16 protein-coding genes and 1 tRNA gene are annotated in these 14,611 nt (G+C 59.4%); 3 read left to right on the forward strand and 14 right to left on the reverse strand.

The features are described from left to right. Nucleotides 1–196: 196 nt before the first annotated feature. From Q8M42_RS01430 to dapA, 3 genes are all read right to left on the reverse strand, one after another. Complete coding sequence (locus tag Q8M42_RS01430) at nt 197–1,066, reverse strand: phosphoribosylaminoimidazolesuccinocarboxamide synthase (protein WP_304870613.1); 870 nt, start codon at nt 1,064–1,066, stop codon at nt 197–199. 87 nt (nt 1,067–1,153) lie between these two features. Then, nucleotides 1,154–2,272 (reverse strand): outer membrane protein assembly factor BamC, encoded by a 1,119-nt coding sequence (bamC, locus tag Q8M42_RS01435; protein WP_304870614.1) that lies wholly within the window; start codon nt 2,270–2,272, stop codon nt 1,154–1,156. A 17-nt stretch (nt 2,273–2,289) separates the two neighbouring features. Next, complete coding sequence (gene dapA, locus Q8M42_RS01440; protein ID WP_275963535.1) at nt 2,290–3,168, reverse strand: 4-hydroxy-tetrahydrodipicolinate synthase; 879 nt, start codon at nt 3,166–3,168, stop codon at nt 2,290–2,292. Between the two features lie 234 nt (nt 3,169–3,402). On the opposite strand from dapA, the gene Q8M42_RS01445 reads away from it, so the two are divergent. Together Q8M42_RS01445 and Q8M42_RS01450 are read left to right on the forward strand one after the other, a co-directional pair. Then, nucleotides 3,403–3,960 (forward strand): glycine cleavage system protein R, encoded by a 558-nt coding sequence (locus Q8M42_RS01445; RefSeq protein ID WP_304870615.1) that lies wholly within the window; start codon nt 3,403–3,405, stop codon nt 3,958–3,960. A 10-nt stretch (nt 3,961–3,970) separates the two neighbouring features. After that, a complete protein-coding gene (locus tag Q8M42_RS01450) occupies nt 3,971–4,444 on the forward strand; it encodes a peroxiredoxin (RefSeq protein WP_275963533.1) in 474 nt (157 codons plus the stop codon). Nucleotides 4,445–4,494: 50 nt separating this feature from the next. Here Q8M42_RS01450 and Q8M42_RS01455 read toward each other — a convergent pair whose 3' ends face one another. Continuing rightward, nucleotides 4,495–5,559, reverse strand: a complete 1,065-nt coding sequence (locus Q8M42_RS01455) for an AI-2E family transporter (RefSeq protein WP_304870616.1) — start codon at nt 5,557–5,559, stop codon at nt 4,495–4,497. Nucleotides 5,560–5,625: 66 nt separating this feature from the next. Next, nucleotides 5,626–5,877: a sulfurtransferase TusA family protein gene (locus Q8M42_RS01460; protein ID WP_304870617.1), complete on the reverse strand. Its 252-nt coding sequence runs from the start codon at nt 5,875–5,877 to the stop codon at nt 5,626–5,628. Between the two features lie 106 nt (nt 5,878–5,983). Between Q8M42_RS01460 and Q8M42_RS01465 the strand changes: the two genes are divergently transcribed. Beyond that, nucleotides 5,984–7,417, forward strand: coding sequence for a M48 family metalloprotease (locus tag Q8M42_RS01465; RefSeq protein ID WP_304870618.1), 1,434 nt, complete (start codon nt 5,984–5,986; stop codon nt 7,415–7,417). Nucleotides 7,418–7,477: 60 nt separating this feature from the next. Here Q8M42_RS01465 and nadA read toward each other — a convergent pair whose 3' ends face one another. The 9 genes from nadA to tolR form a co-directional block, all read right to left on the reverse strand. Beyond that, nucleotides 7,478–8,536 (reverse strand): quinolinate synthase NadA, encoded by a 1,059-nt coding sequence (gene nadA, locus Q8M42_RS01470; protein WP_304870619.1) that lies wholly within the window; start codon nt 8,534–8,536, stop codon nt 7,478–7,480. A 170-nt stretch (nt 8,537–8,706) separates the two neighbouring features. Then, nucleotides 8,707–8,782, reverse strand: a tRNA-Lys gene (locus tag Q8M42_RS01475). 57 nt (nt 8,783–8,839) lie between these two features. Continuing rightward, a complete protein-coding gene (gene queC / locus Q8M42_RS01480; protein WP_304870620.1) occupies nt 8,840–9,514 on the reverse strand; it encodes a 7-cyano-7-deazaguanine synthase QueC in 675 nt (224 codons plus the stop codon). 1 nt (nt 9,515) lies between these two features. After that, on the reverse strand, nt 9,516–10,163 hold the full coding sequence (queE, locus tag Q8M42_RS01485; RefSeq protein WP_304870621.1) for a 7-carboxy-7-deazaguanine synthase QueE: 648 nt from the start codon (nt 10,161–10,163) through the stop codon (nt 9,516–9,518). A 337-nt stretch (nt 10,164–10,500) separates the two neighbouring features. Beyond that, the gene (gene ybgF / locus Q8M42_RS01490; protein ID WP_304870623.1) at nt 10,501–11,322 is read right to left on the reverse strand and encodes a tol-pal system protein YbgF; all 822 of its coding nucleotides are present in this window, start codon (nt 11,320–11,322) and stop codon (nt 10,501–10,503) included. Between the two features lie 6 nt (nt 11,323–11,328). Beyond that, nucleotides 11,329–11,826: a peptidoglycan-associated lipoprotein Pal gene (gene pal, locus Q8M42_RS01495; RefSeq protein ID WP_304870625.1), complete on the reverse strand. Its 498-nt coding sequence runs from the start codon at nt 11,824–11,826 to the stop codon at nt 11,329–11,331. 68 nt (nt 11,827–11,894) lie between these two features. Further along, nucleotides 11,895–13,193 carry a Tol-Pal system beta propeller repeat protein TolB gene (tolB, locus tag Q8M42_RS01500; RefSeq protein ID WP_304870627.1) on the reverse strand — a complete coding sequence of 433 codons (1,299 nt, stop codon included), beginning with the start codon at nt 13,191–13,193 and terminating at the stop codon, nt 11,895–11,897. Then, nucleotides 13,190–14,155, reverse strand: coding sequence for a cell envelope integrity protein TolA (tolA, locus tag Q8M42_RS01505; RefSeq protein WP_304870629.1), 966 nt, complete (start codon nt 14,153–14,155; stop codon nt 13,190–13,192). The genes tolB and tolA overlap by 4 nt, the downstream gene beginning before the upstream one ends. Beyond that, nucleotides 14,155–14,607: a protein TolR gene (tolR, locus tag Q8M42_RS01510; protein WP_304870631.1), complete on the reverse strand. Its 453-nt coding sequence runs from the start codon at nt 14,605–14,607 to the stop codon at nt 14,155–14,157. Before tolR ends, tolA begins: the two co-directional genes overlap by 1 nt. Nucleotides 14,608–14,611: the final 4 nt, after the last annotated feature.

A 14,611-nucleotide genomic window follows, 5' to 3' on the forward strand; every position in this document is an offset into this window, starting at 1 on the left:
GTAGCCTGGCCAGAAAGCGGCAAGATCAATAGGATGCATGGTGACAGCAGGGTGCAGGGGTTGGTGTGTTTGGCGACTGCCAATTTACCTGCATCCCTGACTGTCAATCCTCTCTTTCCCACGATCCCGCGAAGAACCAAAAAAAGGGGCGCCGTAGCGCCCCTCTGTGTCGCGGTTACCCGCGCACTGCAGCGATTTAGACGGTCAGGCGCGTCAGGGCTTCGCGGTATTTGTCGGCGGTTTTCTGCGCGACGTCGGCGGGCACTGCTGGGGCTGGTGGCTCTTTGTTCCAGCCGGTGGATTCCAGCCAGTCACGCACAAACTGCTTGTCGAAGCTTGGTGGGTTCTTGCCTTCTACATAGCTGTCCGCTGGCCAGAAGCGGCTGGAGTCCGGGGTCAGGGCTTCGTCCATCAGGGTCAGGGTGCCGTCTTCATCCAGGCCGAATTCGAACTTGGTGTCGGCGATGATGATGCCGCGCGTGGCTGCGTATTCGACCGCTGCGCTGTACAGGGCAATGGCGGTGTCGCGCACTTTGGCGGCCAGCTCTGCGCCAATAATCGCTTCGCACTGCTCGAAGCTGATGTTCTCGTCGTGGTCGCCCACGGCGGCCTTGGTCGAGGGGGTGAAGATCGGCTGCGGCAGTTTGGCCGCTTCTTTGAGGCCCGCTGGCAGTTGGATGCCGCAGACGGTGCCGCTTTTCTGGTATTCCTTCCAGCCGGAGCCGACGATATAGCCACGGACGATGGCTTCCACCGCGACCGGCTTAAGTCGCTTGGCGACTACTGCGCGGCCTTCCACCAGCGGCAGTTCGGCGGCCGGGACGATGTCTTCAACCTTGTCGCCGGTGAAGTGGTTGGGCACCAGGTCCTTGAGCTTGTCGAACCAGAAGTTGGAGATGGCGGTGAGGATCTTGCCCTTTTCCGGGATCGGCTCGTTGAGGATCACGTCGAATGCCGAAAGGCGGTCGGTGGCGACCATCAGCATGCGTTTGTCGTCGATCTCGTATAGATCACGGACTTTGCCCGAATAGATTTTCTTCAGGCTCAGGGTGGTGGCTGTGCTCATGTCGGAATTTCCGCCTTTGGTAAACAAAACAGGCGAAACCCGCCGGGTTTCGCCTATTGGTAGTGCCGGTGCAGCAGTTACCTGCTGTCAGCCAAGGTTTTCCTGGATCAGGTCCAGCACCTTGCGCGCCACGTCGGACGGGGCAATGGTGTTGAGGTCTTTTTCCACGGTGACCTGCACGCTGTCGCCAACGGCGGTCAGGCGTACCTGATAGCGCTCGGCGCGGGCGTCGATCTCTTCCTTGCTTGGCGCGCTGCCAAACACGCTGCCGAAGAAGCCAGGCTTGTCGTCCGGCTTCTGCGCGCGTTCGGCGAGGTTGATGTAGTACACGCCCAGGCTGCGGTTGATGTCGTCGATACGCACATCAGCCATTTCCAGGGAGCGACCGACACCGGACCAGGCGCGGTCGAAATCAGCACCCAGGCTCAGCACCGGGTTGCCGTTGCCGTCTTCGGACAGGCTAACGCGATTCGGTGCGTCGTAATCACGGGCGGCCAGCAGGGAGACCGAACCACCCTGCTCGGCGCTGCGCGCCAGGGTCACGAGCATTTCATCGAGCAGCGCAGCATCCAGACTTGGGTTGCTGCTGCGGTTGGTGAAGGCGACATCGGCAGTGCTGCCGGCAGGACGCTCGGCGCTGACCACGAAGATTTCGCTGGTGTTGCGCTGCACACCTGGCTCGATACGCACCCGCACGCGGGTTTCGGCATCAGGATTGACGCCGGATACACGGCTGCTCAGACGACGGGCCATGGACTCGGACAGGGCATCAAAACGCTGCCAGGAGGTGCTGAATTCGCCCGTTTGCGGACGCTCTTCAGCAATCTGGAAGCCGTTGTCAGCAAAGAACTGACGCGCTACAGGCCAGACTTCAGCCGGTACGCGCTGCGCCACGACCCAGCGCGACTCGCCGCTCTTTTGCAGGCTGAACTCGCTGGCATCACCGGCTACAGCCAGGGCTTGCGGGCGCGGCACGATAAATTCGCCAGTGTCGGTGGTGGTGGCGACCTGCTGCGGCACGGGCAGCAATGGGTCGATACGTTTGGCGTCGACGTTTGGCGGGATTTGCATCGTGGCCGTTTGACGGGCTTCGAGGTAGTCGCTGCCACGGTCACGGAAATAGCCGTTTTCGCCATAGATCCAGCCGCAACCGCTGGTGCCAGCGATGATCAGGGCCAGGGCGGAGAGTCCGGTGAGTCGCTTCATGCGTAGTAATTCCTCAATTAAACCAATACGCCGGACTGGCGCAGGGCCTGACGCAGCGGTTCATGACAACGTGGGCTGAGCCAGGTCAGTGGCAGACGGATACCGTCTGGCATCAAACCCATTTCATGCAGAGCCCATTTCACCGGAATCGGGTTGGATTCGATAAACAGCGCCTTGTGCAGTGGCATCAAGCGGTCGTTGATTGCCCGGGCAATCGCCGCTTCACCGCGCATGGCAGCTGCGCACAGATCACTCATGGCGCGCGGGGCGACGTTGGCGGTTACCGAGATATTGCCCTTGCCGCCCATCAGCATCAGCTCGACGGCAGTGGCGTCATCACCGGAATAGACCAGGAAGTCCTTGCTTACGCGATCCAGTACTTCCTGGCCGCGCTGCAGGTCGCCAGTGGCTTCCTTGATACCGATGATGTTGTCGATCTTGGCCAGGCGCTCAACCGTCTCAGGCAGCATGTCGCAGACCGTGCGGCCCGGCACGTTGTAGAGGATCTGCGGGATGGCCACCGATTCGGCGATGTGGCGGAAGTGCAGGTACAGACCTTCCTGAGTCGGCTTGTTGTAATACGGGGTGACCAATAGGCAGGCATCGGCGCCGACATCTTTGGCGGCGCGGGTCAGTTCGACCGATTCACGGGTGGAGTTACCACCGGTGCCGGCGATAACCGGAATGCGCCCGGCGACCTGATCGACAATGCGCTTGATCACTTCGATGTGTTCAGGCACCTCAAGGGTCGCCGACTCGCCGGTAGTGCCGACTGCGACGATGGCATTGGTGCCCTCCTGCAGGTGGAAATCCACCAGTTTGCTCAGGCTGTCCCAATCAAGACCACCTTGTGCATCCATGGGCGTAACCAGTGCCACCATACTGCCCGCAATCATGCAACCGCTCCTGCCGGAAAAAGAGAGCCGTAATGGTACTGGGGCCACCTGCCTTGCACAAGCGAAGTACCGAGGCTGTGATGCAACGCGTATACAATCTTTCTCGGGCAAACGCGGCACATTCCTCACCACCCAGCCGCGCCGGCATTCCCCTGAGCGGTGCTTTTCGCTACCCTTCCGGCTTTGATCGGCGCTGCGCACGCAGGCCGACCGCTTATCGTTTAGGAAGGCTGCATGTCCACCCCCCTAGTTCGCGAACAATTCCTGCTTATCAGCGCCCTCGGCCCCAACGCCATGGAGCTGACCAACGTGCTCTGCCGCACCAGCCACGAGAACCGTTGCGCCGTGGTCAGCACCCGCCTGAGTCGGCATGGCGAGTACAGCGCGCTGGTGTTGCAGATCTCCGGCAGCTGGGATGCTCTGGTGCGCCTGGAGTCGAGCCTGCCAGCGCTGGCGAAGAAGCACAGCTTCTCGGTCAATGTGATTCGCAGTGCCGCCTCGGAAAGCCGCCCACAGGCGCTGCCTTATGTGGCGTATGTCAGCTCGGCCTACCGCCCGGACATCCTTAATGAGCTGTGCCAGTTCTTTCTCGACCATCACGTCGAGCTGGAAAACCTCACCTGCGATACCTATCAAGCTCCGCAGACTGGCGGCACCATGCTCAACGCCACTCTGACCGTGACCCTGCCAGCCGGTACGCAGATCAGCTGGTTACGTGATCAGTTCCTCGACTTTGCCGATGCGTTGAACCTGGATGCGCTGATTGAGCCTTGGCGTCCACAAAATCCATAAGGAGATTTTTATGGCCGTAGCACTCGACACCCCGGTTGCAGACTTCCAGGCCCAGGCCACCAGCGGCCAGACCGTTCAGCTGTCCGCACTCAAGGGCCAGCAAGTGGTGATCTACTTCTACCCGAAGGACAGCACCCCGGGCTGTACCACCGAGGGGCAGGGTTTTCGTGATCAGTACCCGGCGTTTCAAGCAGCCAACACGCTGATCTTCGGTGTGTCGCGCGACAGCCTGAAATCCCACGAGAACTTCAAGTGCAAGCAGGAATTCCCCTTCGAGCTGATCTCCGACAAGGATGAAGCCGTCTGCCAGCTGTTCGATGTGATCAAGCTGAAGAAGCTCTACGGCAAGGAATACCTGGGCGTGGACCGCAGCACCTTCCTGATCGATAAAGCAGGCGTACTGCGCCAGGAATGGCGCGGCGTGAAAGTACCCGGGCATGTCGATGCGGTATTGGCCGCAGCCCAGGCGCTGAATAAAGCCTGAATCGCACGCGTAAAAAGCCGGTCAATTGACCGGCTTTTTATTGCCAGCAGCTATTCCGCCGCCACCTGCTCACTGCGCGGCCAAGCGTCGATCACGGCCTTGAACAACGTGGCCAGCGGGATGGCGAAGAACACGCCCCAGAAACCCCACATGCCGCCAAACAGCAGCACCGCGCAGATGATCGCCACCGGGTGCAGATTGACCGCCTCGGAGAACAGCAGCGGCACCAGGACGTTGCCATCCAGCGCCTGGATGATCCCGTAGACCACCATCAGGTAGATGAACTGATCACCAAAGCCCCACTGGAACAACCCGATCAGCGCCACCGGCACCGTCACCACCACCGCGCCGATATACGGCACCACCACCGACAGGCCGACAAACAAGGCCAGCAGCGCCGCATAGTTAAGCCCCAGGGCAACAAAGGCGATATAGGTCACCACGCCGCAAATGATGATCTCGATCACCTTGCCACGGATGTAGTTGGCAATCTGCTTGTTCATTTCCTCGGCCACCCGGGTGATCAGGGCACGCTCACGCGGCAGATAACCGCGAAACCAGGCGCCGATCAGCTCCCGATCCTTGAGAAAGAAGAACACCAGAATTGGCACCAGCACCAGGTAGATCATGATGCTGACCAGCATCGGCAAGCTCGATAAGGAAAACGACAGCGCCCACTGGCCAAACTTGCCGACCTCACCACGCACGCCCTCAATCAGCTGCAGCACCTGAACATCGGTAATCAGCGTTGGGTAACGCTCCGGCAGCAGCAGAAACAGCGACTGCCACTCCCCGAGCATGCGCGGCAGTTCATTGAACAAGGTGCTCAACTGTTGCCAGAGCAGTGGCATCAACACCAGCAGAAACAGCCCCAGCATGCTTAGAAACAGGGTGAACACTAGCCACACCGCCACCACCTGCGGTAAGCGCAGGCGCTCAAAGGCATTCACCAGACCCTGCATCAAAAACGCCAGCACCAGGCCCGTCAGCACCGGAGCCAACATGCCGCCTAGATTCAGGATCGCGGCAAAACCAAGCACCAACAGCACCGCGAGCACCACCGCCTGCTCATCAGAAAAATAGCGATGCAACCAATCCTGAAACACCTTGAACATCGTGACTCCTTACTTGGGCAGCGCCTTCATAGGCTGCCTCATAATCCGCACTTGTCGCAGTAAACCCTAAGCCTTGCGCAGCCAATAACGGTACACGCCATTATCGACCTCTTCACGCAGCAGACTATGCCCGGCCAGACTGGCGAAGGCACGGAAATCCCGCTGCGAGCCGGCATCGGTGGCCTCTATCTTAAGCACCGCACCACTGGCCAGACGATTGAGCTCCAGCTTGGCCTTAAGCAAAGGTAGCGGGCAGTTGAGTCCGCTGGCGTCCAGTTGCGCGTCGAAGTCTTCGGCACGCCATTGCATATCAGTCATTGAGCCACTCCAGGAAGGCCGCAAGGATACCCAAGGCCGCACAACCCTGGCCAGCACCGCCGCCAGCCAGCTACAGTAGCGCCTTTGTTCGACACGAGCTTTGTGCATGAGCCTTCTGCGCCCTACCCTGTTGACGCTGGCCTGCCTGCTGGCAGCCCCCGCCATGGCCAGTGACCTGCCCTCCCTTGGCGATGCCAGTTCCGCCATCGTTTCCCCGCAGCAAGAACACCAGCTGGGCCGTGCATGGCTGAGCCTGGTGCGCGGCCAAGTCAGCCAGCTCGACGATCCGCAGCTCAAGGACTTCGTCGAAACCAGCGTCTATCGCCTGAGCGAAACCAGCCAGCTGCAGGATCGCCGCCTGGAGTTCGTCCTGCTCAACAGCCCGCAGATCAACGCCTTTGCCGCACCCGGCGGGATTGTCGGGGTCAACGGCGGCCTGTTTCTGTATGCCCAGACCGAAGCTGAATACGCCTCGGTCATGGCTCACGAACTGGCGCACTTGTCACAACGCCACTTTGCTCGAGGGCTAGAAGCGCAACAGCGCATGCAGATCCCGGTCATGGCCGGCCTGCTCGCGGGTATCGTCGCAGCGGCTGCCGGCGCGGGTGATCTGGGTATCGCTGCCATCGCCTCGACCCAGGCCGCCGCCATGCAGGAACAGCGGCGCTTCTCTCGGCAGAACGAGCAGGAAGCCGACCGCATCGGCCTGGTCAACCTGGAAAAAGCCGGCTTTGACCCACGCGCCATGCCCAGCATGTTCGAGCGCCTGATGCGCCAGTACCGCTACGACCGCAAACCGCCGGAATTCCTCCTCACTCACCCGGTGTCGGAGTCGCGTATCGCCGATACCCGCAACCGCGCCGAACAGTACAAAGCCACAGGCATCACCGACAGCGTGCGCTACCAGCTGATGCGCGCACGCGTGCAGCTGACCTACGAAGAAACCCCAGGGGTCGCCGCTAAGCGCTTTCGCAATATGCTCGACGAAAACCCACAACTGGAAGCCGCGCGCTACGGCCTGGCGATTGCGCAGATCAAAAGTGGCCAGCACAAGGAGGCCCGCGAGTCCCTGCAACCGCTGCTGGCAAACTCACCCAATGATGTGGCCTACAACCTGGCGCAAGTTGAACTGGATATGGCCGCCAATCGCCTGAGCGACGCGCAAAGCCGGATTACCCGGCTGCTGACCCTTTACCCGAACAACTACCCGGTCAACCAGGCGCATATTGACCTGCTGATGAAGCAGGTCCGCACCCAGGAAGCCGAACGCGCCCTCGACGACATGCTGAAAAGTCGCGGCAAAGATCCGGATGTCTGGTATCAGGTAGCCGAAGTGCGCGGCCTGAGCGGCAATACCATCGGCCTGCACCAAGCCCGTGGCGAATTCTTCGCCCTGGTCGGTGACTACAACCAGGCCCTTGAACAGCTCGACTTTGCCAAGCGCCGCGCCAGCAATAACTTCCAACTCGCCTCACGCATCGACGCCAGGCAGCGCGAGCTGATGGAAGAACAGCGCATCATCGAGCAGATGCTTCGCTAGCACTGCGCGCCCTAGAAACGAAAAAGCCAGGCAAATGCCTGGCTTTCTCATACAGCTCGCTTAAGCGTTGCCGCTCAGCTTGAGCCGCGCAGCCTGGGTAAAATCGAGCATACGCTTGAGCGGCTTGATCGCTTTGGGGATCAATGCCGGGTCGACAAATATCTCATTACTACCCTCACGCAAGCACTCCAAGGTGCGCTGCAGAGTATTCATGGCCATCCACGGACAATGCGCGCAGCTACGGCAAGCAGCGCCGTTGCCGGCGGTGGGCGCGGCAACAAACTCCTTGTCCGGACACAGCTGCTGCATCTTGTAGAAGATGCCGGCGTCGGTGGCGACGATAAAGGTCTTGTTCGGCAGACGCTGCGCCGCGGCGATCAGCTGACTGGTAGAACCCACTGCATCGGCCAGATCGATCACCGCTGTCGGCGACTCGGGGTGCACCAGCACGGCGGCATCCGGATACAGCGCCTTCATATCTTCCAGCTGCTTGGCTTTGAACTCTTCGTGGACGATGCAGGCGCCGTCCCACAGCAGCATGTCGGCGCCGGTTTTGTTCTGGATATAACGCCCCAGATGCTGGTCCGGTGCCCAGATGATGCTTTCGCCGTTATCCATCAGGTGCTCGACAATCTCTACCGCGCAGCTGGAGGTCACCACCCAATCAGCCCGCGCCTTCACCGCCGCCGAGGTATTGGCATACACCACTACCGTGCGCTGCGGGTGCTGATCGCAGAACGCCGAAAACTCTTCCACCGGACAACCCAGATCAAGCGAGCAAGTCGCCTCAAGCGTCGGCATCAGCACGCGCTTTTCCGGATTAAGGATTTTCGCCGTTTCGCCCATAAATTTAACGCCGGCTACCAGCACGGTCTGCGCCGGGTGCTGATTGCCGAAACGGGCCATTTCCAGCGAGTCGGAAACGCAGCCGCCGGTTTCTTCGGCCAAGGCCTGCAGCACCGGGTCGCAGTAATAGTGCGCCACCAGCACGGCGTTCTGCTTTTTCAGCTCGGCAGCGATTTCAGCGCGGTAAAAAGCCTCTTGCTCAGGCGTCAACGGCTTGGGCTGCTTGGCGTCGAGGTGGGCTTGCACCAGTAGGCGTTCGGAAATCTGGGTCATGTCATCAGGCTCTGAATATGCTTTCAGTGCAGCGAGTATACCCGCCTGCATCGCGCCGGCGCAGGCAGCTTGCAACCACGTACAGGCGGTAAAAGTTACAGATACAAAAAAGCCCGAAAATTCCTTTAATCAGAACTTTCAGGCTTCTTGACCTTCCGAGGAAGGAAATATGGTGGGTCGTGTGGGATTCGAACCTACGACCAATTGGTTAAAAGCCAACTGCTCTACCAACTGAGCTAACGACCCGACGCGAGGCGCATGATACTGATTTAATTCAGAAATTCAACACTTCGCGAAAACTTTTTAGAAATAACGAGTGGAATCTACCAGTCCAGCGGTAGCAAAACCCGCAGCGCGCAGACGGCAGCTGTCGCATTTTCCGCAGGCGCGCCCCTCATCATCAGCCTGGTAGCAGGAGACAGTCAGCGCGTAATCAACGCCCTGCTGAACGCCTGCCTGAACGATCTCTGCCTTGCTCATAGCCTGTAGCGGAGCCTGAATGCGGAAGCCCTGCCCTTCTACACCGGCCTTAGTGGCCAGATTGGCCATGCGCTCAAAGGCCTCAATAAACTCCGGACGGCAATCCGGATAACCGGAATAATCCACCGCGTTCACGCCGATAAAAATATCTCGCGCACCCAGCACCTCAGCCCAACCCAGCGCGAGGGACAGGAACACCGTGTTGCGCGCTGGCACGTAAGTCACCGGAATGCCCTCGCTCGGACTTTCCGGCACTTCAATGCTCGCGTCAGTCAGCGCCGAGCCGCCCATGCCATTGAGGTTCAGACCGATCACCTTGTGCTCGACCACACCCAGTTGCCGCGCCACTTGCTCGGCCGCCTGCAATTCAGAGCGGTGACGCTGACCGTAATCGAAACTCATGGTGTAGCAGCTGTAGCCATCGGCCTTGGCCAACGCCACCACGGTGGCCGAATCCAGGCCGCCTGACAGCAGAATTACCGCTTTCTTATCGCTCATATCAATGTCCCGGCTCATCATTCCAGAGAATCTTGTGCAGCTGCATCTGCAGGCGAACTGGCAGGTTGTCGGCAATGATCCACTCGGCCAGTGAGCGCGCATCCAGCTCATGGTGGCTGGGCGACATCAGCACTTCGCTAACACGCTGATCCAGGCGGTACTGAATCAGCTTGCTCACCGCCCAGTCGTAATCCTCACGGGAGCAGATCACGAACTTGACCTGATCATTGGGCGTCAGCAGCTCGATATTCTCGTAGCGATTGCGCACCACTTCGGCCGAGCCTGGGGTTTTCAGGTCGAGGACCTTGCTTACCCGCGGGTCGACCGCCGACACATCCAGCGCGCCGCTGGTCTCCAGCGACACCTCATAGCCGGCATCACACAGGCGCTTGAGCAGAGCAATACAGTTGGGCTGCGCCAACGGCTCACCACCGGTCACGCAGATATAACGCGGCTTGTAGCCGGCAACCTGCTCGAAAATGGCGTCCAGCGACATGATCTCGCCACCACTAAAGGCATAGGCGGTGTCGCAGTATTGGCAACGCAGAGGACAGCCGGTCAGGCGAACGAACACAGTCGGCAAGCCGGCGGTGCGCGTCTCGCCCTGCAGCGAGTAGAAAATCTCGGTAATGCGCAGGGTATCTTGCATATCAGCCACGGGCGTGACAGCTAAACAGGCTGTCCGCCTCCGTTGCGGGAAAAGGGCCGCGGATTGTATACGAAAAAATTTCCGGGAGAAATTTTTAACGTCGCGCAGCGACGGCCCGCAGGGTGGCCGCCAAGGATGGCGGGCCACAAAAAATCCCGGGAGCAGTTTTTAACATCGCACAGCGATGGCCCGGAGGGTGGCCGCCAGGATGGCTGGCCATAAAAATCCGGGGGAAATTCTTAACACCGCGCAGCGACGACCCGATGGGCAACCACTAGGGATCAATGCACATAAAAAACCCGCGCAAGGCGCGGGTTTCTTGAATCGAATTGCGGCGTTACGGCAAACGCTGCAAATCACGCTGCGCCAGCTGAGCAGCTGAACTGCCCGGATACTGGGCAATCACCTGCCGCAGAATACCCTTGGCCTTGTCGCTGTTACCCAGGCGCTGCTCGACATCGGCCAGCTTGAACAGCGAGTCTGGCACTTTGGCGTGGCTCGGGTAAGTCTGGCTGACCCGTGCAAATGCCTGGCCTGCACCCTGCAGATCACCCTTGGCCAGGTTCACCTCACCCAGCCAGTACTGCGCGTTGCCGGCGTACTGACTGTTGGGGTATTTGCGCAGGAAGGCAGTAAATGCCTGACTGGCCTTATCGAAGTCCTTGGCCTTGATCAGGTCAAAGGCAGCCTCATAGAACAGCTTTTCCTTTGCAGGATCGGCCGGCTCATTGCTGGCTGGTGCTTGCGTTTGCCCCGCCGCTGGCGGAACAGGTGTACCACTGGCATTGATTGCGCCAGCAGTTGAAGAATTCTGGCCGGTCGCAGCACCTGCTGCACCACCACTCACACGTCGATCAAGATCCTGATAACGCTCCAGGCTTTCTTGTTTCAGACGCTGAATCTCGTTCTGTTGTTCTTCCAGCGCACCGCGCAGCTGCGCGATCTCGTCCTGCATCTGCTGCAACTGGTTGAACAGCATGCCCTGCGCCGAGACAGGGGCCGCAGCCCCTGCCCCGGCGTAGGTGCCGGACGTACCGTAACCAGCAGGCGGATAACTGCTGCCGTAACCGGCATTGTTATCCACCACGGGAACCTCAGCCCACGCCGCAAGCGGCAGGCTGAGCGCCAAAACGGTTAAAGCACGGCGGCACGTACGCATATCGAATTACTTACGCAGTTCGACGCGACGGTTTTGAGCCCACGAGGACTCGTCGTTGCCAGTGGCGATTGCACGCTCTTCACCGTAGGAAACCAGTTCCAGTTGAGCCGGGGAAACGCCTTGCAGTACCAGATAACGCTGCACAGCTTTGGCGCGACGCTCGCCCAGAGCCATGTTGTATTCACGAGTACCGCGCTCGTCAGCGTGGCCTTCCAGAACTACGCGAGCGCCGTTGCCTTGCAGGTCACGGGCGTGCACGTCCAGAGCGCGCATGGCCTCTGGCTTCAGGTCGGAGCTGTCGTATTCGAAGTAGAAGGTGGTGATAGCGCGCAGAGCAGCTTCTTCGCTCAGGCTGCCATCAACAGCGCCAGTGTTGGCACCGTAACCAGCGTTAGGATCGGTAGCGCCTTCGCCAGCAGCGTCGCCGCCTTTCGAGGAGCAACCAACTGCAACGGCCAGAGCCAGGCTCAGGGCAGCAAACTTACCAAATTTCAGCATTTCCATCATGTAACTCCTAATGAACCCCAGTGTGTTAAGCAGTATTTCAGACAGCAAAAAGGTGTAGCACCGCATCAGTTCAGGTAAGGGGACCAAGAAGGCTCTCGAACTTCGCCTTGAGCGGTAGGAAGAGGGAGCCTCACGCGACCATTAGTGGACGCCAATACCAAGACTCCCCGGCCCTGCTGGCGGGTGGCGTAGATTACCATGGTGCCGTTGGGCGCGACAGTGGGCGACTCGTCCAGACTGGTATCTGAAAGTATCCGCAAATTACCGCGCTGCAGGTCTTGTGCCGCCACTTTGAACACGGTGTAACCATCCTGGCGGTGAATCATCACCAGGGTCTTCTCATCAGCAGAGAGTTTCGGGTTGGCGTTGTAGTTACCGATAAAGGTCACACGCTCTGCCGAACCACCGTTGATGTTGGTTTTGTAGATCTGCGGCTTACCGGAACGATCCGAGGTGAAGTACAGGGTCTGACCGTCCTTACCCCAGAATGGTTCGGTATCGATTGATGGTTGGTTGGTCACCCGGCGCAACTGGCGAGTGCCCATGTCCATCACATAGATTTCCGGGTTGCCATCACGCGACAGCACGAATGCCAGGCGATTGCCATCCGGCGACCAGGCTGGCGCGCCATTCAGGCCTTCAAAATTGGTGATCTGCTCGCGACGACCGGTATCGATGTGCTGCACGAAGATGCGCGGGCGCTTCTGCTCGAACGACACATACGCAATACGTTTGCCATCCGGAGCAAACGATGGCGAGAGGATCGGCTCGCGCGATTGCAGCAAGGTCACCGCACGGGCGCCGTCATAGTCAGAGCGCTGCAGGGTGTAGCGGGTGTTGTTGACTGCGAAACGCTCAGCAGTCACGTACAGCATGCGGGTAGAGAACGCGCCCTTCACACCGGTGAGTTTCTCAAACGACTGATCGGCGATATGGTGCGCCATGTCGCGCAGCTGATCGACACCGCCCCCCACGCTGCCAGTCATAACCTGCTGCTGAGTGGCTACGTTGAACAAAGCGAACTGGATCTGCAGACGCCCGGCGCTCGGCACAATGCTGCCAACCAGCACGTATTGCGCGCCCAGAGCCTGCCAATCGCGGTAGATCACTTCAGTCGCCTGAGTCGGCAGGCTGATCATGTTCTGCCGAGGGATCGGCTCGAATACGCCGGAATTGCGCAGGTCATTGCCGATAATTTCAGCCATGTCCTCGGGCAACACACTGCCGCCCTGCCAGCCAAACGGCACTACGGCGATGGGTGTAGCACGGTCAGTACCACTGCTGATCACCAGCGGATCAGCGGCCTGAACGGTGCCGACCAGTAGGGTCAGACCGAGCAGAACAATACGCATCAGGGTATTCACAGACCTAAATCCTCCGGTTTGAAGACAGCGCGACGCTGCCGGTAAAGGCGATCAAAAGTGGCGCGGTCCAACTGTTGCATTTCAGCAATACGGCCGACGTTACGCACCGCTTGCACGGCCGAGCTATCAAATGGCGAGTCGCCACTGGAGCGCGTCACGCTGGCATTGGTAATGGTGCCATCAGGCAGCATTTCGATCAGTACTTCTACGCTCATGCCATTACGCGCAGATGGCGGGCGCCGCCACTGCTGGCTAACCAACATAACAATCAGATCATCCAGGCTGCCAGCGACTTCATTACCGACGGTATCGGCGATTGCCTGCTGACGACCGACATCCTCGGACAGCAGCTCGGCCAGTGCAGCAGCCTTCTTGTCTTCTACCGCTTTACGCTGAGCGGCTTCAGTTGCTTTCTTTTTGGCATCATCGGCAGCCTTTTTCTTCGCAGCTTCGGCGTCGGCTTTCTTCTTCGCCTCTTCTGCCGCTTTTTTCTTGGCATCTTCAGCAGCCTTTTTCTTGGCCGCCTCATCCGCCGCTTTCTTCTTGGCTACATCGGCGAGCTTCTTCTGCTCGGCGGCCTTCTGCTCGGAGAGCTTTTTCTCTGCCTCAGCTTTCTTGGCGGCCTCCGCTTTCTGAGCCTCTTGCGCTTTCTTTTGTTCCGCAGCCTTGGCCGCTACTTTTTCCTGCTCGGCTTTTTTCTGCTCAAGCTGCTCGGTTTCATACACCGGCGCAGTGGTCTTAGGCTTCTCTCCAGCGATTTTCTGATTGGTCTGGGTGGTGGCCTGGCTCTGCGACTGCAGCTTGTACAGGGTCGCCTGCACCACCGGCTTGGCCGGCGGCAGGTCCGGGGCAAAGGCGAAGCTGACGAACAGCATGGCAAACATGATGACGTGCAGCCCTACAGCCCAGACAACCGGCCAGAACAGACTTTCCGAGGGCGAACGCTCGCGCTGGTAGTGCATCAGGGGGCCTCGGTAATCAGCCCGACGTTACCTACGTCAGCCTGCTGCAAGCCACCCATGGCCGCCATGATGGTGCCGTAATCGACGCTTTTGTCGCCGCGCACGAACACCTGCACCTGCTTACCGGTTGCCCGGCTCTGGTTGATGATCGCAGTCACTGCGCGGGTCATTTCTTCCAGCGTCAGCGCTTTGTCCTGCACGGTATCGACATCGACCTCGGTACCCATATTCCAGAAATAGGTCTTATCGGCCTTGATCGAGATGGTCAGCACCTGGGCGTTATTGTCCTGCGGCAAGACTTCACTGCTGACTTTCGGCAGATCGACCTTGACCCCTTGATTGAGCATGGGCGCGGTCACCATAAAGATCACCAGCAGCACCAACATCACATCGATGTAAGGCACCACGTTCATCTCGGCGACGGGCTTGCGTCTGTTGCGAATTCTGGCCATGGCT

Source organism: Pseudomonas sp., assembly GCF_030684895.1.
Taxonomy (GTDB): Bacteria; Pseudomonadota; Gammaproteobacteria; order Pseudomonadales; family Pseudomonadaceae; genus Aquipseudomonas.